Consider the following 18,968-nt stretch of genomic DNA (forward strand, 5'->3'; position numbering starts at 1 on the left):
CGCCGCGAGGCCCCTCCTGCAAGGGATCGTACGACCGCCGCCCCCGACCCGGCCCCGCGCGGGTCGGACGGCCCGCGCCGGTCCCCCTCGCTACGCCGGCGGCTGCCACCGTGCGAACGCCCGCAGTACTCCCGGGCTCAGCCGGGAGATGAAGTGCGCGCTCCGGGCCTCGGGGGTCACCGGGACCACCGCGCGGTCGTGCAGAACCGCACCCAGGATCGCGTCCGCGACCTTCTCCGGCGGATAGTTCCGCAGGCCGTACAGCCGGGACGCCTTCCGCTGGCGCCGCTTCTCCTCCGCCTCGTCCGTGACTCCCGCGAACCGCGCGGTCGACGTGATGTTGGTGTTGACGATGCCGGGGCAGATCGCGGACACCCCGATGCCCTGGCCGGCCAGTTCCGCGCGCAGGCACTCGCTGAGCATCAGCACCGCCGCCTTCGACGTGCTGTACGCGGGCAGCGCGCGGGACGGCTGGAACGCGGCGGCGGACGCGGTGTTCACGATGTGACCGCCCTGGCCGCGCGCGGTCATCTGGGCGCCGAAGACCCGGCACCCGTGGATCACACCCCACAGGTTGACGTCGAGGACCCGCTTCCACTCCTCGCTCGTCGTGTCGAAGAAGGAACCGGTGAGCCCGATGCCCGCGTTGTTGACGAGGACATCGACGATCCCGTACTCGCTCGCCACCTTGGCGGCCAACTTCTCCATCGCCTGCTCGTCGGCGACGTCGACGGTCTCGCCCCAGGCCTCGGGCGCACCGATCAGCCGCGCCATCTCGGCCGTGCGGACCGCGCCCTCGGCGTCCCGGTCGACGGCCACCACCCGGGCGCCGGCCTCCGCGAAGGCGAAGGCCGTGGCCCGCCCGATGCCGCTGGCCGCCCCGGTCACCAGCACCAGCCGGCCGCCGAACCGCTCCGCGTACTCCGGCTTCACCCCGCTCTTCGCCACCGTCTCCGCGACCGGCTTCGGCGCCCTCGTCGACGGTTCCTCGTTGGCCCGGACGAAGTCGCCGATCCAGGCGGAGAGCTGGTCGGGACGGGTGCGGGGCACCCAGTGCTTGGCGGGGATCGTGCGCCGGGTCAGGTCCGGCACCCAGCTGCCCAGGTCGTCGTAGAGCCGCTCGGAGAGGAACGCGTCCCCGGTCGGGGTGATCAGCTGCACGGGCGCGTGCGCGTACGCGTCGGCGCGCGGTCTGCCGAGACGCGCGCGGACGTTGTCCCGGTAGAGCCAGGCGCCGTTCGCCGCGTCGCTCGGCAGCGAGGGCGTCGGGTAGTCACCGGCGGGGACCTTCTCGACGCGCTCCAGGATCTTCGGCCAGCGCTTCCCGAGCGGCCCGCGCCAGGCGAGCTCCGGCAGGACGGGCGTGTGCAGCATGTACACGTACCAGGACTTGGCGCCCTGGCCCAGGAGCTGGCCGACCCGGCGCGGAGTGGGCCGGGTCATCCGCCGCTTGATCCAGTGCCCGAAGTGGTCGAGGGAGGGGCCGGACATCGAGGTGAAGGACGCGATCCGGCCCTCGGTGCGCGCGACCGTGACGAACTCCCAGGACTGCACGGAGCCCCAGTCGTGGCCGACCAGGTGGACCGGCCGGTCAGGGCTGACGGCGTCGGCGACCGCCAGGAAGTCGTCCGTCAGCTTCTCCAGGGTGAAGCCGCCGCGCAGCGGGGCCGGCGCCGTGGACCGACCGTGGCCCCGGACGTCGTACAGCACCACGTGGAAGTCCTCGGCGAGGCGGCCCGCCACCTCCGACCACACCTCCTTGGAGTCCGGGTAGCCGTGGACGAGGAGGACGGTGGGCCGGTCCGGCTCGCCGAGCTCGGCGACGCACAGCTCGATCCCGCCCGTCCGTACCCAGCGCTCCCGCGCCCCCTTGAGCCCCGCCGTCGGACCGTTGAGCCCCGCCATCAGACCGCCCTCTCGTTCCAGCGCCGCACGTGCGGCAGATCGTCGTCCAGCCAGAACGCGCTCTGCTCGGGGTCCCGGGAGTCGGTGACGACCAGGATCTCCTCGAACTTCGCGCCCGTACCCCGGAATCCGAGGTGCGGCTCGACCGCCCACAGGCCCGGCTGCGGCTCGTGGTCGGAGAACGTGTACGGCGACCAGAGCGGCGACCAGCCGTCCCGGTGCCCGTGCAGGGCGTCGCTCGCGAGGCCCTTGAGCGCCTGGGTGCCGAAGCCGAAGAGCGTCGGCGACCAGCGGCGCTCCCTCACCCGGTCGATCTTGTGGGCTATGACCCCGAAGGGATAGGCCCGGTGCCGGTTCGCGTACCCCTGGCGGACCATGAGCCGGTCGACGTCCTGGTAGATCTCGCGGAGCGTACGGCGCTCGCGCACCTCGCGCAGGATCAGTTCGCGGTGGTCCCGGAGGTCGGCGAGCAGCTTGTCGTGCAGGGGGTTGAGGCCCAGGCAGCCGCTGTAGCCGATGTCGGCCGTGTGCCCCTTGTGGACCGGGGCCATGTCGAGGATGAACGGCATCCCCGCTTCCAGGCGCTTGGTGGTCGGGAAGAACTGCAGAGGGATCTTGAAGTCGACGAAGGCCGTGCGGTCGCCGAACCAGGCGAAGGGCCGGTGGAACCAGTCCCGCACCCCTCGCTCGTACAGCCACTCCCGCTGCATCCGGGCGGCCTCGCGCTCGGTCACCCCCGGCCTGAGCTGTGCCGCGACGGCCTCGGCGCACTCGTAGGCGAGGCGCTGCGTCTCTCTGAACCCCCGCAGCTCCGCGGAGAGTTCCCCTGTCACTGCTGAGGCCATGCCACCCGCCGTCCCGTGTGAGCGCCCGATTGCGCTACGCGTCCGTAACTTGACACCGATGAATGTGACAATGCCCGGCGGCTGCGTCAAGGGGTCGGACCGGGCCCTGTGGAAAACCGCCCGCCCCCGTCCCGGAGGCCCGGGGAACCCGCCGTCCCGAAAACCCCGGGAAAAAGACTTTCGTCGCGACCTCCCCTACTGGCTTGTACTCCTCTGGTCGGAGAAGGATCGAGCCGTTGGGCTGACGACCGCTGTGGCGCACGCCACTACCTTCGAAGCGTGACTGTGATCGCGACCGAAAGCCTCAGCAAGCGGTTCCCCCGGGTGACCGCGCTTGACCGGCTCTCCCTGGACATCGGGCCCGGTGTGACCGGACTCGTGGGTGCCAACGGAGCCGGCAAGTCCACCATGATCAAGATCCTGCTCGGACTCTCCCCCGCCACGGAGGGCCGCGCCGAGGTCCTGGGCCTGGACGTGCGGACGTCCGGCGCCGAGATCCGTGAGCGCGTGGGATACATGCCCGAGCACGACTGCCTCCCACCGGACGTCTCGGCCACCGAGTTCGTCGTCCACATGGCGCGGATGTCCGGGCTGCCCGCGACCGCCGCGCGCGAGCGGACCGCCGACACCCTGCGCCACGTCGGTCTGTACGAGGAGCGGTACCGCCCCATGGGCGGCTACTCGACGGGCATGAAGCAGCGGGTGAAGCTCGCCCAGGCCCTGGTCCACGACCCGAAGCTGGTCCTCCTCGACGAACCGACGAACGGCCTGGACCCGGTCGGGCGCGACGAGATGCTGGGACTGATCCGCCGGGTCTGGACCGACTTCGGCATCTCCGTCCTCGTCACCTCCCACCTCCTCGGTGAGCTGGAGCGGACCTGCGACCACGTCGTCGTCATCGACGGCGGACGGCTCCTCCGCTCCAGCTCCACCAGCGAGTTCACCCGCAGCACCACGACGCTCGCGGTCGAGGTCACCGATTCCGACACCCACCCCGACGGCACGGCGGCGCTCCGCGCGGCCCTCTCCGCCGCGGGTGTCGTCCTCCACGCGGGCGTGGAGGACGGTCTGCCCGGCGCCGGTCACATCCTGCTCCTGGATGCGCCCGGCGAGGAGACGTACGACCTGGTGCGGGACACCGTCTCGGACCTCGGTCTCGGTCTCGTCCGCATGGAGCAGCGCCGCCACCACATCGCCGAGGTCTTCAAGCCGGAAGCCGCCGAGGCGTCCCCGCAGCACGAGGAGGTGCCGGCCCGATGAGCACACAGACCCCCCAGCCCTCCCAGGCCGCTCCCGACACGACCCGGATCCACAACATCGGCTACCGGTCGTACGACGGCCCGCGCCTGGGCCGGTCGTACGCGCGCAGGTCGCTGTTCTCGCAGTCCCTGCGCGGCGCGTACGGCCTGGGCCGCAGCGCCAAGTCGAAGGTGCTGCCGATGCTGCTCTTCGGCGTGATGTGCATCCCGGCGCTGATCTTCGTCGCGATCGCGGTCTTCACCAAGCAGTCCAAGCTGTCGATCGAGTACACGCAGTACGCGGTCTTCCTCCAGGTCGTCATCGGCATCTACCTGGCCTCGCAGGCCCCGCAGTCGGTCTCCCGCGACCTCCGGTTCAGAACCGTGCCGCTGTACTTCTCCCGCCCGATCGAGCGCGCGGACTACGTCCTCGCCAAGTACGGCGCGATGGCGTCGGCGCTGTTCATCCTCACGGCCGTCCCGCTGCTGATCATGTGGATCGGCTCGATGCTCGCCAAGATGGACTTCGCCGAGCAGGCCAAGATGTTCGGCCAGGGGCTCGTCTCCGTGGCCCTGCTCTCGCTGCTCTTCGCCGGCGTCGGCCTGGTCATGGCCGCGCTGACCCCGCGCCGCGGCTTCGGCGTCGCCGCCGTGATCGGCGTGCTGACCATCTCGTACGGTGCGGTCTCGACGCTCATGGGCATCGCCTACACCACGGAGAACAAGGGCGCCATCGAGTGGCTCGGCCTGTTCTCCCCGATCAGCCTCATCGACGGCGTGCAGACCGCCTTCCTGGGCGCACCGCCCATGTTCCCCGAGCTCGGGGGACCGGGTGCCGGTGTCGGCATGGTCTATCTGCTGGTCGTCCTCGCGCTCATCGCCGCCTCGTACGGCATCCTGATGCGCCGCTACCGAAAGGTCGGGCTGTGACAACGCTCCACATCGACCACGTCTCCCGCTGGTTCGGGAACGTCGTGGCCGTGAACGACATCACGATGACGGTGGGTCCGGGCGTCACCGGCCTCCTCGGCCCGAACGGCGCCGGGAAGTCGACCCTCATCAACATGATGGGCGGCTTCCTCGACCCCTCCACCGGCGCCGTCACCCTCGACGGTCAGACGATCTGGGGGAACGAGTCGGTCTACCGCCAGATCGGTGTCGTGCCCGAGCGGGAGGCGATGTACGACTTCCTGACCGGCCGCGAGTTCGTCCTGGCCAACGCGGAGCTGCAGGGCCTCGGCGCCAAGGAGGCCCAGCAGGCCCTGGCCACGGTCGAGATGGAGTACGCCCAGGACCGCAAGATCTCCACGTACAGCAAGGGCATGCGGCAGCGCGTGAAGATGGCCTCGGCCCTCGTCCACGAGCCGTCGGTGCTGCTGCTCGACGAGCCGTTCAACGGCATGGACCCGCGCCAGCGCATGCAGCTGATGGAGCTGCTGCGGCGGATGGGCGCGGAGGGCCGCACGGTCCTGTTCTCCTCGCACATCCTGGAGGAGGTCGAGCAGCTGGCCTCCCACATCGAGGTGATCGTGGCCGGACGGCACGCGGCCTCCGGTGACTTCCGCAAGATCCGCCGGCTGATGACGGACCGGCCGCACCGCTACCTGGTCCGCTCCAGCGACGACCGGGCGCTCGCCGCCGCGCTGATCGCCGACCCGTCCACGGCCGGCATCGAGGTCGACCACGCGGAGGGCGGCCTGCGCGTGCAGGCGGTGGACTTCGGGCGGTTCACGGAACTGCTGCCGAAGGTCGCGCGCGAGCGGGGGATCCGTCTCCTGACGGTCTCGCCCTCGGACGAGTCCCTCGAATCGGTCTTCTCATACCTCGTCGCGGCCTGAAAGGAGCCTGACCGATGTACAACCCCACAGTCGCCCGGCTCACCTACCGGGCCCTCCTCGGCCGCCGCAGGGCGCTGATCCTCTTCCTGCTGCCCGGCATGCTGCTGCTCATCTCGGCGGCGATCCGCCTCCTCAGCGGCGCCGACGACCAGGCCGCGGCCGACGTCCTCGGCGGTTTCGCACTGGCCACGATGGTGCCACTGATCGGCGTGATCGCCGGTACGGGCGCGATCGGGCCCGAGATCGACGACGGCTCGATCGTCTATCTGCTGTCGAAGCCGGTGAAAAGGCACACGATCATCTTCACCAAGCTGATCGTGGCCATCGCGGTCACGATGGTCTTCTCGGCGGTCCCGACGTTCATCGCCGGGTTCATCCTCAACGGCAACGGCCAGCAGGTGGCCGTGGCCTACACGGTGGCGGCGCTGGTGGCCTCCATCGCGTACAGCGCGCTGTTCCTGCTGCTCGGCACGATCAGCCGCCACGCGGTGGTCATCGGCCTGGTCTACGCCCTGGTGTGGGAGGCCCTGTTCGGCTCCCTGATCGACGGCGCCAGGACCCTGAGCGTGCAGCAGTGGGCGCTCGCCCTGGCGCAGAAGGTCACGGGCGACGGCCTGGTCACCTCCGAGGTCGGCCTCACGACGGCGGTGGTGCTCCTGGTGGCGGTCACGGTCGTGGCGACCTGGTTCGCCGGCTACAAGCTCAGCAAGCTGGCCCTGGCGGGCGAGGAGTAGCGGGCGGGAAGGAGAGGGGGCGGTCCCGCCCCCTCTCCTTCCGCTCAGACCGTCCGGTTCCGCGCGGCGAGCAGTCCCACGCCGACGGCGGTCGCGCAGACGACGAGGACCAGACTGATCGGCAGGGTCCAGGAGCCGGTGGCCTGGTGGAGGGCTCCGGCGGCGATCGGACCCGCCGCGGCCATCAGATAGCCGACCGTCTGGGCCATCCCGGAGAGCCGGGCCGCGGTCGTCGCGTCCCCGGAGCGCAGCACGATCAGGGTCAGGGCGAGGCCGAGCGCGCCGCCCTGGCCGACGCCGAGGAGCCCCGACCACAGCCAGGCACCTTCCGTCGGCGCCACCATCAGACCGGCGTATCCGGCCGCGACCAGGGTGGTGACCAGCACGATCAGCGGACGCTGGCTCCGCATCCGGCCGGCGAGCACGGGCACGACGAAGGCGCCCGCGATCTGGACCAGGTTGTTGAAGGCGAAGACGACACCGGCCGTGGAGCGGCTCATCCCGTGGTCCGTGAGGATCGTCGGCATCCAGGCGATCAGCACGTACGACCAGAGCGACTGCAGGCCCATGAACAGCGTGACCTGCCAGGCGAGCCCCGAGCGCCAGAGGTTCACCGGGCGGGCGGCGCCGACGGCCGGGACGGCCCGTACCTCATGGCCGGTACGGCCCCGGGCGATCAGCACCTGCGGCAGCCAGGCGACGGCGGCCACCGCGGCGAGCAGCGACCAGACGCCGAGCGAGGCCTCCCAGCCGCCGCCGAGCGCCTTCTCCAGTGGCACCGCGCCCGCCGCCGCCATCGTGGCCCCGGCGACCATCGCGCCCGTGTAGACCGAGGTCATCGCCGCGGCCCGGTCCGGGAAGTCACGCTTGATCAGGCCCGGCATGAGCACATTGAGCAGGGCGATCGCGGTGCCGACGAGGACGCCGCCGCCGTACAGCGCGTACGCGGAGGGCAGCAGGCGCGCGAGGATGCCGACGGCGAGCAGCAGCAGTGCCGCGAAGAGGACGCGTTCGGCGCCGAAGCGGCGGCCCAGCCACGGTGCCACCAGGGCGCCCAGGCCGAGGAAGAGCACCGGTACCGAGGTCACCAGGGAGCTCGCCGTCGAGGAGAGCCCGTAGTCGGCGGATATCTCGCCGACCAGGGGCGCCACGCTCGCGAGCGCGGCCCGCATGTTCAGGGAGGCCAGCACGATCCCGACGAGCAGCAGCGCCGGGTGCGCGAGCAGCGCCCGCCGGGCCGCCTTCCCCGCCGCCGTCTGTTCGACCCCGGCCTCGGCGTCGACGAGCAGGGGTGCCGGGGCGCCCGCCGGCTCCGTCGTACGTGTTCCCTCGCTCACCGGGAGCCCTCCGTCAGCGCCGCGATCGTCTCCATGGGCGCCCGCAGCAGTTCGCGGGCCTGTCGCTCCGCCGCCTCGGGGTCGCCCGACTCGATCGCGGCGACCAGTGCCTCGTGGGCGTCTATGTCGACCGGGGGCATCTCCCGGTCGCCGAGGGCCTTCACCAGGACGTCGTGGACCTGCGCGGAGAAGAAGCGGTACACCTCGACGAAGGGCGCGTTGTGCGTGGCGCCGACGACCGCGAGGTGGAAGGCGAGGTCCGCGTCCGCGTCCCGGTCGCCCTCCTCGCGCAGCCCGGTCAGGGCCGCCCGCAGCCGCAGCAGGTCGTGGGTGTCCCGCCGGGCCGCAGCGAGCCGGGCGGCTTCGGCCTCCAGGGCGACCCGCAGTTCGAGGACGTCGGCGGCGCCCGCGTGCCGGACCTCGCGCAGGACGGCGGCCGGATCGGCGGTCGACCTGACGAAGGTGCCGTTGCCCTGGCGGGACTCCAGGAGGCCCGCGTGGACCAGGACCCTGACGGCCTCGCGGACGGTGTTGCGGCCGACGCCGAGCTGCTGGGCGAGCTCGTGCTCGGTCGGGATGCGGTCGCCGACCGCCCACTCGCCGTCCGCGAGCTGCGTACGCAGCTGTTCCACCACGGAATCCACCAGCGAGGTACGCCCCGCAGCTCTGAGTGCCATGCCGTTCCGACCCCTCCATTTGCCCGGTTGCCCAGTCATCCTACAACTGACCGGCCGAGGGACTCCCGACTACTGTGGGGCCGTACGCGGACCGAACACCCTCACCACCCTCGGGAGTCAGTCATGTCAGACCGCTTCGACGTCGTCGTACTCGGAGCTGGCCCCGGCGGCTACGTCGCCGCCATCCGCGCCGCCCAGCTGGGCAAGCGGGTCGCGGTCGTCGAGGAGAAGTACTGGGGCGGTGTCTGCCTGAACGTCGGCTGCATCCCCACCAAGGCACTGCTGCGCAACGCCGAACTCGCCCACATCTTCAACCACGAGGCGAAGACCTTCGGCATCAAGGTCGACGGCACGGTCTCCTTCGACTACAGCGAGGCGTTCCGCCGCAGCCGCTCGGTCGCCGACGGCCGCGTCAAGGGCGTCCACTTCCTGATGAAGAAGAACGGGATCACGGAGTTCGACGGCCGGGGCACCTTCCTCGACGCGAACACCCTCCAGGTCGCCAAGTCCGACGGCACCTCGGAGACGATCACCTTCGACAACTGCGTCATCGCGACCGGCGCCACCCCGCGACTGCTCCCCGGCACCGCCCGCAGCGAGCGCGTCGTGTCGTACGAGGAGCAGATCCTCGCCGAGGACGCCCCCCAGTCGATCGTCATCGCCGGCGCCGGCGCGATCGGCATCGAGTTCGCGTACGTCCTCAACAACTACGGCACCAAGGTCACGATCGTCGAGTTCCTCGACCGGATCGCGCCGCTGGAGGACGAAGAGGTCTCCAAGGAGCTGGCGAAGCAGTACCGCAAGCTCGGCATCGACGTCCTCACCTCGACCCGCGTCGAGGCCATCGACGAGTCCGGCCCGCAGGTCCGCGTCACCGTCACCGGCAAGGACGGCGTGCAGAAGGTCCTGGAGGCCGACAAGGTCCTGCAGGCCATCGGCTTCGCCCCGAACGTCACCGGCTACGGTCTGGAGGCCACCGGCGTCGCCCTGACCGAGCGCGGCGCGATCGACGTCGACGGCCGCTGCCGCACCTCCGTGCCGCACATCTACGCCATCGGCGACGTCACCGCGAAGCTGATGCTCGCGCACACCGCCGAGGCCATGGGCGTCATCGCCGCCGAGACCATCGGGGACGCCGAGACGATGGAACTCGACTACCCGATGATCCCGCGCGCGACCTACTGCCAGCCGCAGATCGCCAGCTTCGGCTGGACCGAGGCGCAGGCCCGCGAGAAGGGCTTCGACGTCAAGGTCGCCAAGTTCCCCTTCGTCGCGAACGGCAAGGCGCACGGTCTCGGCGACGCCACCGGCTTCGTCAAGATCATCGCCGACGGCACCCACGGCGAAATCATCGGCGCCCACCTGATCGGCCCCGACGTCACCGAGCTGCTGCCCGAGCTGACCCTGGCCCAGCAGTGGGACCTCACCGTCCACGAGGTCGCGCGGAACGTCCACGCGCACCCGACGCTGGGCGAGGCCGTCAAGGAAGCGATCCACGGCCTTGCCGGACACATGATCAATTTCTGAGGTTTCTCACGACTTCGGTGATAGGCACTGAACCGTGCCGACCGAAGCCAGCGGAAACAGCGGAACCTCCCCGGGTGGCGAACCGTCCCGACCGATCAGGTCGTGGGTGCGTTCGTCACCCGGTACGCATCTCTGGCTCCTGGTCATCGCGATCACCAGCCTCGTCATCGCGCTGTCCCCCGAGGGCCTGGACACCTATCTCCTCCACCGCAACAGCAGCAACCTCCACCAGCTCGCGCACCACCCGCTCCGGGCCCTGCTCGGCAGCGCGTTCTGGATCGAGGACCCGGCCGACCTCCTGCTGTACGCGGTGCTCTTCGAGGTGCTCCACGCCCCCGTCGAGCGCTGGCTCGGCACCGCGAAGTGGCTCTTCACCGTCGCCACGGCGCACATCGCGGCGACCCTCATCAGCCAGCAGGTCGTCCTGGTGGCCATCCGCCTCCACGACGTGCCGCGCAGCATGGCGCACGTCGTCGACATCGGGGTCAGTTACGGGCTCGCCGCCTCGGCGGGCATCCTCACCTACCGGCTGGCCCGGCCCTGGCGCTGGCTCTACCTCGCGGCGGTACTGGCCTTCTTCCTCGTACCGTTCGCCGCCGACCGCACGTACACCGACCTCGGGCACCTGATCTCGCTGGCGATCGGCCTGGCCTGCTACCCGCTCACCCGCGGAAAACCGTTCGACCGCGAACGGGGGCCCGCCGCACACTAGTTGTACGGGGGGCACGGGGGATCCCCCGGAAGGAGGGGCGGCCACTTCGAGCGCGCGGACGGTGTCCGCGCGGGCCGCCCCTTCTCTTTCCCGAAGACGGGTCAGACCGACAGCAGGCGCTCCAGGACGACGGCGATGCCGTCCTCCTCGTTCGAGGCGGTCACCTCGTCCGACACCGCTCGCAGCTCGGCGTGCGCGTTGCCCATGGCCACGCCGTGGGCCGCCCAGCCGAACATGGGGATGTCGTTCGGCATGTCGCCGAACGCGATCGTCTCCGCGCCCTTCACGCCCAGCCGGCGCGCCGCGAGCGACAGACCCGTCGCCTTGCTCAGGCCGAGGGGAAGGATCTCCACGATCCCGGGACCGGCCAGGACGATGTCCACGAGACCGCCGACGGTCTCCCGGGCGGCCCGGGTCAGCTCGTCGTCCGTCAGCGTCGGGTGCTGGATGTAGAGCTTGGTCAGCGGCGCCGACCACACCTCCGCCGGGTCCTCGTACGGCACGTACGGCAGCGGCCCTTCCTGGGCCCGGTAGCCGGGCCCGATCAGGACCTCGCCCTCCAGACCGTCACGGCTCGCGGCCAGCGCCAGCGGGCCCACCTCCGCCTCGATCTTGGAGAGGGCGAGCCCGGCCAGCTGCCGGTCCAGGGTCAGCGAGGTGAGCAGCCGGTGCTCGCCCGCGTGGTAGACCTGCGCGCCCTGCCCGCACACCGCGATGCCCTCGTAGCCGAGGTCGTCCAGGATGTGCCGGGTCCAGGGCACCGCCCGGCCGGTGACGACGATGTGCGCGGCGCCCGCCGCCGTGACGGCGGCGAGCGCGTCCCGCGTACGGTCCGAGACGGACTCGTCGGCGCGCAGCAGCGTGCCGTCGAGATCCGTCGCGACCAGGCGGTAGGGGAAGGGACTCACTTGGCGATCGGCTCCAGGACCTCACGGCCGCCGAGGTAGGGGCGCAGCACCTCGGGCACCCGCACCGAACCGTCGGGCAGCTGGTGGTTCTCCAGGATCGCCACGATCGTGCGCGGTACGGCGCACAGCGTGCCGTTCAGGGTGGCCAGCGGCTGCACGGTCTTCTTGCCGCCCTGCTCCTCGCGCATGCGGACGGAGAGGCGACGGGCCTGGAAGCTGTCGCAGTTCGAGGCCGAGGTCAGCTCGCGGTACTTGCCCTGGGTCGGGATCCACGCCTCGCAGTCGAACTTGCGGGAGGCGGAGGCGCCGAGGTCGCCGGTGGCGACGTCGATCACCTGGAAGGGCAGCTCAAGACCGGTCAGCCACTGCTTCTCCCACTCCAGGAGGCGCTGGTGCTCGGCCTCGGCGTCCTCCGGCGCGACGTACGAGAACATCTCGACCTTGTCGAACTGGTGGACGCGGAAGATGCCGCGGGTGTCCTTGCCGTACGTGCCGGCCTCGCGGCGGAAGCAGGGCGAGAAGCCCGCGTACCGCAGCGGCAGCTTGTCCGCGTCGATGATCTCGTCCATGTGGTACGCCGCGAGGGGCACCTCGGACGTGCCGACGAGGTAGTAGTCGTCCTTCTCCAGGTGGTACACGTTCTCCGCGGCCTGGCCGAGGAATCCGGTGCCCTCCATGGCGCGCGGACGGACCAGCGCCGGGGTCAGCATGGGGATGAAGCCGGCCTCGGTGGCCTGCGCGATGGCGGCGTTGACCAGGGCGAGCTCCAGCAGGGCTCCCACGCCGGTCAGGTAGTAGAAGCGCGAGCCGGAGACCTTGGCGCCCCGCTCCACGTCGATGGCGCCGAGCGCTTCGCCCAGCTCCAGGTGGTCCTTGGGCTCGAAGCCCTCGGCGGCGAAGTCGCGGATGGTGCCGTGCGTCTCCAGGACGACGAAGTCCTCCTCGCCGCCCACGGGCACGTCCGTGTGGACGATGTTCCCGAGCTGGAGGAGCAGCTGCTTGGCCGTCTCGTCGGCCTCGTTCTGCTCGGCCTCGGCGGCCTTGACGTCGGTCTTGAGCTGCTCGGCCTTCTGGAGGAGCTCGGCGCGCTCCTCGGGGGTGGCCCTGGGGATCAGCTTGCCGAGCGCCTTCTGCTCGGATCGGAGCTCGTCGAAGCGGACGCCGGACGACCTGCGCCGTTCATCGGCGGAGAGCAGGGCGTCGACGAGCGCGACGTCCTCTCCACGGGCGCGCTGGGAGGCGCGAACACGGTCGGGGTCCTCACGGAGCAGGCGAAGGTCAATCACCCCACCAGGCTACCGGTGCGTGTTCGCCCGCCCCCACCGGATAACGGCACGCGTGTTGTCACGCGTGCCGTTTCGCCCGAATTGATACCCGTGAAAACGCCGGGAGCGGTGCAGGGCATTCAGTTATCCACAGGCTGTGCGGAAGATCTGTGGATTACGGAGAGGATCGCGGGGATTTCCCGCCGCCCGCCTGGGAATTCCGTGATCAAACGCCATTGAGACACTCATTTGGGTGGGAATTGCTTGCTCCGCTTGCTCCAACGAGTGGGTCTGACGAGGAGTGCTGACGGGGGCGTTGCGGCGGCGCTGTGGACAGGTGGGGTGCTCGGGGGTGTGACTAGGGCGATTTGTCGACCTTGTCGGGGCGAGCTGTCGACTTGTCCCCAGGTCGAGTGTGAAGCCTGTGGATAACTGCTGTGGGTAACTGAAAAATATGCAGGTAGGACTAGTGGGTCGTACCTGTGGACGAACGCTCCCGCCTTCGGGAGCGTTCGGTCACCATCTGATCAGGCCCGACCGTCCTGGGCCCTCGCCAGCCAGTCGGAGGCCGCCATGAACTCACTGTCCGAAGTACCGCGCCGCAGCGCCCGTACGTCCTCGACCACGACGCCCGCCCTCGGGTACGAGCCGAGGAAGCGCACCTGGGGGCACATCCGCTTGAGCCCCATCAGCGCCTCGCCCACCCGGCGGTCCGAGATATGGCCCTCGGCGTCCACGGCGAAGCAGTAGTTCCCGATCCCCGCCCCCGTGGGCCGGGACTGGATCAGCATCAGGTTCACCCCGCGCACCGCGAATTCCTGGAGCAGTTCGAGGAGGGCACCCGGATGATCGTCACCCAGCCACAGCACCACCGAGGTCTTGTCCGCACCCGTCGGAGCCGCCGGCCGGGCCGGCCGGCCCACCAGCACGAAGCGCGTCTCGGCGTTCTCCGCGTCGTGGATCTCGGTGACCAGCGCTTCGAGACCGTACGTCGCCGCCGCGAACTCCCCCGCGAAGGCGGCGTCGAAGCGGCCCTCCTGTACGAGCCGGGCGCCGTCAGCGTTGGAGGCCGCCGACTCCCACACGGCCTCGGGCAGATTCGCCCGCAGCCAGTTCCGCACCTGCGGCTGGGCCACCGGGTGACCCGTCACCGTCTTGATCTCCGAGAGCCTGGTCCCGGGCCGGACGAGCAGGGCGAAGGCGATCGGCAGCAGCACCTCGCGGTAGATCATCAGCGGCCTGCCGGAGGCCAGCTCGTCGAGGGTGGCCGTCACCCCGCCCTCGACCGAGTTCTCGATCGGCACGAGCGCGGCGGCGGCGTCCCCGTTCCGTACGGCGTCGAGCGCGGCCGGGACCGAGACCATGGGGACGAGTTCCCTCGTCGCGGCCTCGGGCAGCGTACGCAGCGCGGCCTCGGTGAAGGTGCCCTCGGGGCCGAGATACGTGAACCGGTTGGCGGACATACCGTCACCCTAGTGGGCCCGGGGGCCACGGGCGGCCCGTCCGGCGGGAGCCATGTGCCGGTGGGCCGTCCGGGCCGGAGGTCAGGACTCCAGGAGGCGCTGGCCCACGTATTCGCCCTCGGCCGGGCCGCCCGGGACCGCGAAGAGGCCGCTGGCCTCGTGGCGGATGAAGGCGGACAGCGCGTCGCCCCGGTCCAGCTTGCGCTGCACCGGCACGAAGCCCCTGAGCGGATCGGCCTGCCAGCAGACGAAGAGGAGACCGGCGTCCGGCGTCCCGTCGGGAGCGATGCCGTCGTGGAAGGAGAACGGCCTGCGCAGCATCGCCGCCCCGCCGTTCTGTTCGGGGGCGGAGATCCGGGCGTGGGCGTTGTCCGGGATGACCAGCTTCCCGTCCGGCCCGAACTTGTTCAGGTCGAGCGCGGTGGTCTCCGTACCGCCGGTGAGCGGGGCCCCGTCGGACTTCCGGCGCCCGATGACCTGCTCCTGTTGGCCCGACGGCAGCTGCTCCCAGTCGTCGAGCAGCATCCTGATCCGGCGCACCACCGCGTACGAACCTCCGGCCATCCACTCCGCCGCGCCGGTCGTCCCGGCCGGGACGAAGATCCGCCGGTCGAAGTCGGGCTCGGTGGGCTTCGGGTTCCTCGTGCCGTCGACCTGGCCCATCAGATTGCGTGCGGTCATCGGCTTCGCGGTGGCACCGGCCGAGCGGTTGAAGCCGTTCATCTGCCAGCGCACCCGGGCCGCGTCGCCCGCGTCCTTCTGGATCGCGCGCAGCGCGTGGAAGGCGACCAGTGCGTCGTCGGCACCGATCTGCACCCACAGATCGCCCTCCGAGCGCCGGGCGTCCAGCGCGTCGGAGGAGAAGGCCGGCAGCGGGTCGAGCGCCATGGGGCGGCGGGTGATGAGCCCGGTGCGGTCGAAGAAGGTACGGCCGAAGCCGAAGGTGACCGTGAGGGAGGACGGGCCCGCGTCGAGCGCGACACCCGTGTCCCCGGCCGGGGCCTTCCCCGACATCAGCGTCTTCGCCGTCGCCGACCAGCGGCGCAGCAGCGCGACGGCCTCCTTGCGCCCGGCGCCCGGGGCGAGGTCGAAGGCGACCAGATGCCCGCGGGACTGGAGGGGCGTGGTGATGCCGGCCTGATGTTTCCCGTGAAACATCACCTCGGTGGAGCCGACGGAGGCCAGCGCCGGGGCGCCGCCGGCGCCGGTTCCGGACGCGTCGTCGTCGCCCGACACCGCGGCGGAGACTCCGACGCCACCGGCCGCGCCGATGACGAGCCCGGCCGCGCCCACCGCGCCGACGCTGCCGAGCAGGCGCCGCCGGGAGATCTCAAGGTTGTCGTTCTCGCTCACGGGTCAGCCGATCTTCACGTTCTTCTCGATGGTGGTCTGGTCGATCTCGGAGGTACGGACGGTCACCTGGATCCGCCACTCCCCGGGCATCGGGATCTGGACGCCGCTCGCGCTCCAGTGTCCGGTCTGGATCCGGTCGGGGGCGATGGGCAGCGGGCCGACGTCCTTCGCCTCCAGGGTGAGGGCGACCTTGATCTCCGGGACGTCCAGCGGCTTGCCGTTGGGGCGCTCGACGAAGAGGTGGAGCGCGTTGGCGCCGGTGCGGCCGGGGTCGAGGCTGAGCCGGACGACGCCCTTGCCGTCGACGCCGCCGGTGTCGAAGGGCAGCCGGATGTCGACGGGCCGGTCGGGCACGGCGGCCGGACCGGAGGCGGAGGTGCCGCGGCCCGCCTCCTCCTCCGTGCGGCCGGGCTCGGTCGAGGTGAGCACGGTGGTCACGGCGAGGAGGACGACGGCGACGGCCGCCTCGGTCAGCACCGAGCGGCGCAGGCCGGCCCGCTCGGGGTCGGCGTCCCGCTCGCGCTTGCGCCGCGCGGTGGCGACGGCCGCCCGCTGCCGGGCGAGCTGCGCGGCCCGCTCGGGATCGGCGGCCTCGGCCTGCTCCTTGGCTTCCTCCTGGGCTTCCTCCGCGTCCTCTTCCCGGGCCTCTTCCTCGGGCGTTGCCGGGGCGGCCAGGCGCTGGGTCCAGCGGCGGGAGATCCAGGCGATGCCGATCAGAACGGCCAGCAGACCGATCTTGACGAGCAGCAGCTGCCCGTAGCGGGTCCCGGTGAGCGCCGACCAGGAACCGACCTGGCGCCAGGACTGGTAGATGCCGGTGGCCGCGAGGACGGCCACGGAGCCGAAGGCCACCCTGGAGAAGCGTTCGACCGCCCCGCGCGGGACGCTCGGGGCCCGGTAGAGGGCGACGAGCAGCACCGTGAGCCCACCGAGCCAGGCGGCGACGGCCAGCAGGTGCAGGATGTCGACCGGCATGGCGATGCCGGGCTGGATACCGGTCGAGGCGTGCTCGGCCAGGGCCCAGGTGCCGGCGATCCCCGCGGCGACGACAGTGCCGCCGAGGCCGAGACCGAAGGCGAGGTCCTTCTTCTCCTTCGGGTCGGTGCGCCGGGCATAGGCCCCGAAGAGGACGGCGACGAAGAGCGCCGCCGCGCCGAGCAGCAGCAGCCGGGAGGTGAGCGCGGCCCCGGTCTTCGTCTCCAGGACGGCCTTCAGACCGGCCAGGTCGAAGGCGTCGGAGAGTTCGCCGGAGCCCGTGTACGGGCTGCGCAGGAGCAGCATGACGAGGGTGGCGCCGGTGAGGGTCAGCCAGCCCCGGACCACGGTCTGCTGGACGGGCGGGACGCTCGCGCCGCGCGGCCAGCAGACCAGGACGAAGGCACCGCCGCCGACGAGGACGGCGAAGCCCGCGTAGGAGAGGTAGCGCGCGATGCCGTAGAGGGCGCCGACGAGTCCGCCGCCGGCCGTCCGGTCGGGCAGCGCGACGGACGTCGTGGACGGGGCGCCGATGGAGAAGGTGAAGGCGCCCGAGATGGGGTGGCTGTCGGCCGAGACGGTCTGCCAGGCCACGGTGTAGGTGCCGTCGGGGAGTCCGGCGCGCAGTGCGACGCCGTAACGGACGACGGAGTCGCTGCACAGGTTGATTACCTCGCCGGTGTCGGCCCGGCGGCCCGCCGGGTCGAGGACCCGGATCGAGTCGGGGCTCATGGCGACCTGTTCGGAGAAGGTCAGGTTGACCTCCTTGGGAGCGGTGGCGACCACCGCCCCGTCCTTCGGATCGCTTCCGGTCAGCGCCGCGTGCGCGGACGCGGGGGCGGCGCCGGCGAGCAGCGTGCCGAGCAGCGCGGCCGCGAGGATCAGCAGCCGGGCCAGGGCGGTACCGAGGCGCGGGGCGGTGGTTGTCATCTCTGGGTCACTCCGTCAGTTCTGTATGAACTCCGTCAACGCGCTGGGTGCTACCGCGGGTTGTGGTTGGCGGCTTCGACGGGAAGCTCGACCTTGATGGGGTCGGACTTCTCGAAGTGGAGCTCGATGCTGACCTTCTCGCCCTGCTTCGGCTTCTGCTTCAGCTCCATGAACATGATGTGGTTGCCACCACGTGCGAGCTTCAGCTCCCCGTTCGCGGGGATGTCGAAGGACTTCACCTCCTGCATCTTCTGGTTCTTCGTCTCGTGGATCGTGACGTCGTCGGAGATGGTGCTGGTGACCGAGGTGAGCTTGTCGGCGGTGGCGCTGTCGTTGGTGATGGTGAGGAAGCCGCCGGCCATGTCCATCACCGGCTGCGGCATGAACGCGCCGCTGACCTTGAGCTGGGGCTTGTCCCCGTCGGACGAGGACGAACAACCGGTTATGGCGAGCGCGGCGGCGAGAGCCACGGAGGCGGACAGGGCGGTGGTGCGGCGGTTCACGGGTTCTCCCCCTTGATGAGCTTCGGCAGGTCCTTGGTGTAGTCGTCGACGCTCGCGTCCTCGCCGTACAGGACGTAGCCCTGGTCGGTCGTCGGCGAGAAGGCGATCACCTGTGCTCCGTGCATGGAGACGACCTTGCCGTCCTTGTCCTTCTTCGCAGGGTCGATGCCGATGCCGATCTGCCGGGCGCCCGCCTGGATGGCGGAGAAGTCGCCGGTGAGACCGGTGAAGGAGGAGTCGCCCGCGGCGGGCAGCCACTTGGCCAGTTCGGCCGAGGTGTCCCGCTCGGGGTCGGTGGTGACGAAGACGACCTGGAGCTTGTCCTGGTCCGCCTTGGGGAGCTGCTTCTTGGCGATGGCGATGTTGCTCATCGTCAGGGGGCAGACGTCGGGGCAGTGCGTGTAGCCGAAGTAGACGAGCGTCGGCTTGCCCTTGGTCCGCTCCCGCAGGTCGTACTTCTGGCCCTTGGTGTCGGTGAGGACGAGCGCGGGCTTGGTGAACGGCCGGTCGAGGACGGTGGCGGCCTTGGTGGACTCGTTACCGCCGGAGACCACGGCGACCGAGCCGGCGCCCCCGCCGGTGGGCTTGTCGTCGTCGCCGAGGCCGACGGCCGCGGTGATGCCGAGCGCGGCGACGATCGCGACCGAGGCGACGATCAGCGGGGTGCGCCGCCCGGGGCGGGCGGCGCCGTCGTCCCCGGGCTTCGGGGTGGGTGTCTTCTCTGCGGACATGCTGTTCTTTCCGCTTCCTTCCGGGTG

17 protein-coding genes are annotated in these 18,968 nt (G+C 70.9%); 6 read left to right on the forward strand and 11 right to left on the reverse strand.

What is annotated here, in order from left to right; translation table 11 throughout:
* Window positions 1-90: 90 nt before the first annotated feature.
* Window positions 91-1,905 (reverse strand): SDR family oxidoreductase, encoded by a 1,815-nt coding sequence (locus V4Y03_RS17070; RefSeq protein WP_332435473.1) that lies wholly within the window; start codon window positions 1,903-1,905, stop codon window positions 91-93.
* Window positions 1,905-2,750: a M24 family metallopeptidase gene (locus V4Y03_RS17075; protein WP_332435474.1), complete on the reverse strand. Its 846-nt coding sequence runs from the start codon at window positions 2,748-2,750 to the stop codon at window positions 1,905-1,907. Before V4Y03_RS17075 ends, V4Y03_RS17070 begins: the two co-directional genes overlap by 1 nt.
* A gap of 285 nt (window positions 2,751-3,035) precedes the next feature.
* Here V4Y03_RS17075 and V4Y03_RS17080 point away from each other — a divergent pair, with 285 nt between their 5' ends.
* The 4 genes from V4Y03_RS17080 to V4Y03_RS17095 are packed head-to-tail and all read left to right on the forward strand — an operon-like array spanning window position 3,036 to window position 6,560.
* Complete coding sequence (locus V4Y03_RS17080) at window positions 3,036-4,010, forward strand: ABC transporter ATP-binding protein (RefSeq protein ID WP_332437202.1); 975 nt, start codon at window positions 3,036-3,038, stop codon at window positions 4,008-4,010.
* The gene (locus tag V4Y03_RS17085) at window positions 4,007-4,918 is read left to right on the forward strand and encodes an ABC transporter permease (RefSeq protein ID WP_317874458.1); all 912 of its coding nucleotides are present in this window, start codon (window positions 4,007-4,009) and stop codon (window positions 4,916-4,918) included. The genes V4Y03_RS17080 and V4Y03_RS17085 overlap by 4 nt, the downstream gene beginning before the upstream one ends.
* Window positions 4,915-5,826, forward strand: a complete 912-nt coding sequence (locus tag V4Y03_RS17090) for an ABC transporter ATP-binding protein (RefSeq protein ID WP_317874459.1) — start codon at window positions 4,915-4,917, stop codon at window positions 5,824-5,826. The genes V4Y03_RS17085 and V4Y03_RS17090 overlap by 4 nt, the downstream gene beginning before the upstream one ends.
* 14 nt (window positions 5,827-5,840) lie before the next feature.
* Entirely contained in the window at window positions 5,841-6,560 is a 720-nt protein-coding gene (locus tag V4Y03_RS17095) for an ABC transporter permease (protein WP_332435475.1), read from the forward strand.
* Between the two features lie 44 nt (window positions 6,561-6,604).
* On the opposite strand, the gene V4Y03_RS17100 is transcribed toward V4Y03_RS17095, so the two are convergent.
* Both V4Y03_RS17100 and V4Y03_RS17105 read right to left on the reverse strand, forming a co-directional pair.
* A complete protein-coding gene (locus tag V4Y03_RS17100; protein WP_443079795.1) occupies window positions 6,605-7,897 on the reverse strand; it encodes a CynX/NimT family MFS transporter in 1,293 nt (430 codons plus the stop codon).
* On the reverse strand, window positions 7,894-8,574 hold the full coding sequence (locus V4Y03_RS17105) for a FadR/GntR family transcriptional regulator (protein ID WP_332435476.1): 681 nt from the start codon (window positions 8,572-8,574) through the stop codon (window positions 7,894-7,896). Before V4Y03_RS17105 ends, V4Y03_RS17100 begins: the two co-directional genes overlap by 4 nt.
* Before the next feature lie 123 nt (window positions 8,575-8,697).
* On the opposite strand from V4Y03_RS17105, the gene lpdA reads away from it, so the two are divergent.
* Both lpdA and V4Y03_RS17115 read left to right on the forward strand, forming a co-directional pair.
* Complete coding sequence (lpdA, locus tag V4Y03_RS17110; protein ID WP_317874462.1) at window positions 8,698-10,101, forward strand: dihydrolipoyl dehydrogenase; 1,404 nt, start codon at window positions 8,698-8,700, stop codon at window positions 10,099-10,101.
* 34 nt (window positions 10,102-10,135) lie between these two features.
* Entirely contained in the window at window positions 10,136-10,813 is a 678-nt protein-coding gene (locus tag V4Y03_RS17115; protein ID WP_443079796.1) for a rhomboid-like protein, read from the forward strand.
* A gap of 101 nt (window positions 10,814-10,914) precedes the next feature.
* Here V4Y03_RS17115 and V4Y03_RS17120 read toward each other — a convergent pair whose 3' ends face one another.
* The 7 genes from V4Y03_RS17120 to V4Y03_RS17150 all read right to left on the reverse strand — a co-directional run bounded on the left by V4Y03_RS17120 (window position 10,915) and on the right by V4Y03_RS17150 (window position 18,941).
* Window positions 10,915-11,721 carry an HAD family hydrolase gene (locus V4Y03_RS17120; RefSeq protein ID WP_332435478.1) on the reverse strand — a complete coding sequence of 269 codons (807 nt, stop codon included), beginning with the start codon at window positions 11,719-11,721 and terminating at the stop codon, window positions 10,915-10,917.
* Complete coding sequence (serS, locus tag V4Y03_RS17125; RefSeq protein WP_317874465.1) at window positions 11,718-13,007, reverse strand: serine--tRNA ligase; 1,290 nt, start codon at window positions 13,005-13,007, stop codon at window positions 11,718-11,720. The genes V4Y03_RS17120 and serS overlap by 4 nt, the downstream gene beginning before the upstream one ends.
* Before the next feature lie 506 nt (window positions 13,008-13,513).
* Entirely contained in the window at window positions 13,514-14,449 is a 936-nt protein-coding gene (pheA, locus tag V4Y03_RS17130) for a prephenate dehydratase (protein ID WP_317874466.1), read from the reverse strand.
* A gap of 81 nt (window positions 14,450-14,530) precedes the next feature.
* A complete protein-coding gene (gene efeB / locus V4Y03_RS17135; protein ID WP_332435479.1) occupies window positions 14,531-15,802 on the reverse strand; it encodes an iron uptake transporter deferrochelatase/peroxidase subunit in 1,272 nt (423 codons plus the stop codon).
* Between the two features lie 3 nt (window positions 15,803-15,805).
* A complete protein-coding gene (locus tag V4Y03_RS17140; protein ID WP_332435480.1) occupies window positions 15,806-17,707 on the reverse strand; it encodes a copper resistance CopC/CopD family protein in 1,902 nt (633 codons plus the stop codon).
* A gap of 50 nt (window positions 17,708-17,757) precedes the next feature.
* Complete coding sequence (locus tag V4Y03_RS17145) at window positions 17,758-18,210, reverse strand: copper chaperone PCu(A)C (RefSeq protein ID WP_317877171.1); 453 nt, start codon at window positions 18,208-18,210, stop codon at window positions 17,758-17,760.
* Window positions 18,207-18,941: an SCO family protein gene (locus tag V4Y03_RS17150; protein WP_317877170.1), complete on the reverse strand. Its 735-nt coding sequence runs from the start codon at window positions 18,939-18,941 to the stop codon at window positions 18,207-18,209. Before V4Y03_RS17150 ends, V4Y03_RS17145 begins: the two co-directional genes overlap by 4 nt.
* Between the last annotated feature and the right edge of the window lie 27 nt (window positions 18,942-18,968).

Origin of the sequence: Streptomyces sp. P9-A4, assembly GCF_036634195.1 — a bacterium.
In the GTDB taxonomy this organism is placed as follows: Bacteria; Actinomycetota; Actinomycetes; order Streptomycetales; family Streptomycetaceae; genus Streptomyces.

Excerpts from the sequence above, each read along its gene's own strand:
- V4Y03_RS17085 (WP_317874458.1), top strand. The coding sequence starts at position 4,007 with ATGAGCACACAGACCCCCCAGCCCTCCCAGGCCGCTCCCGACACGACC.
- lpdA (WP_317874462.1), top strand. The coding sequence starts at position 8,698 with ATGTCAGACCGCTTCGACGTCGTCGTACTCGGAGCTGGCCCCGGCGGC.
- V4Y03_RS17105 (WP_332435476.1), bottom strand. The coding sequence starts at position 8,574 with ATGGCACTCAGAGCTGCGGGGCGTACCTCGCTGGTGGATTCCGTGGTG.
- V4Y03_RS17070 (WP_332435473.1), bottom strand. The coding sequence starts at position 1,905 with ATGGCGGGGCTCAACGGTCCGACGGCGGGGCTCAAGGGGGCGCGGGAG.
- pheA (WP_317874466.1), bottom strand. The coding sequence starts at position 14,449 with ATGTCCGCCAACCGGTTCACGTATCTCGGCCCCGAGGGCACCTTCACC.
- V4Y03_RS17075 (WP_332435474.1), bottom strand. The coding sequence starts at position 2,750 with ATGGCCTCAGCAGTGACAGGGGAACTCTCCGCGGAGCTGCGGGGGTTC.
- V4Y03_RS17150 (WP_317877170.1), bottom strand. The coding sequence starts at position 18,941 with ATGTCCGCAGAGAAGACACCCACCCCGAAGCCCGGGGACGACGGCGCC.
- V4Y03_RS17140 (WP_332435480.1), bottom strand. The coding sequence starts at position 17,707 with ATGACAACCACCGCCCCGCGCCTCGGTACCGCCCTGGCCCGGCTGCTG.
- V4Y03_RS17095 (WP_332435475.1), top strand. The coding sequence starts at position 5,841 with ATGTACAACCCCACAGTCGCCCGGCTCACCTACCGGGCCCTCCTCGGC.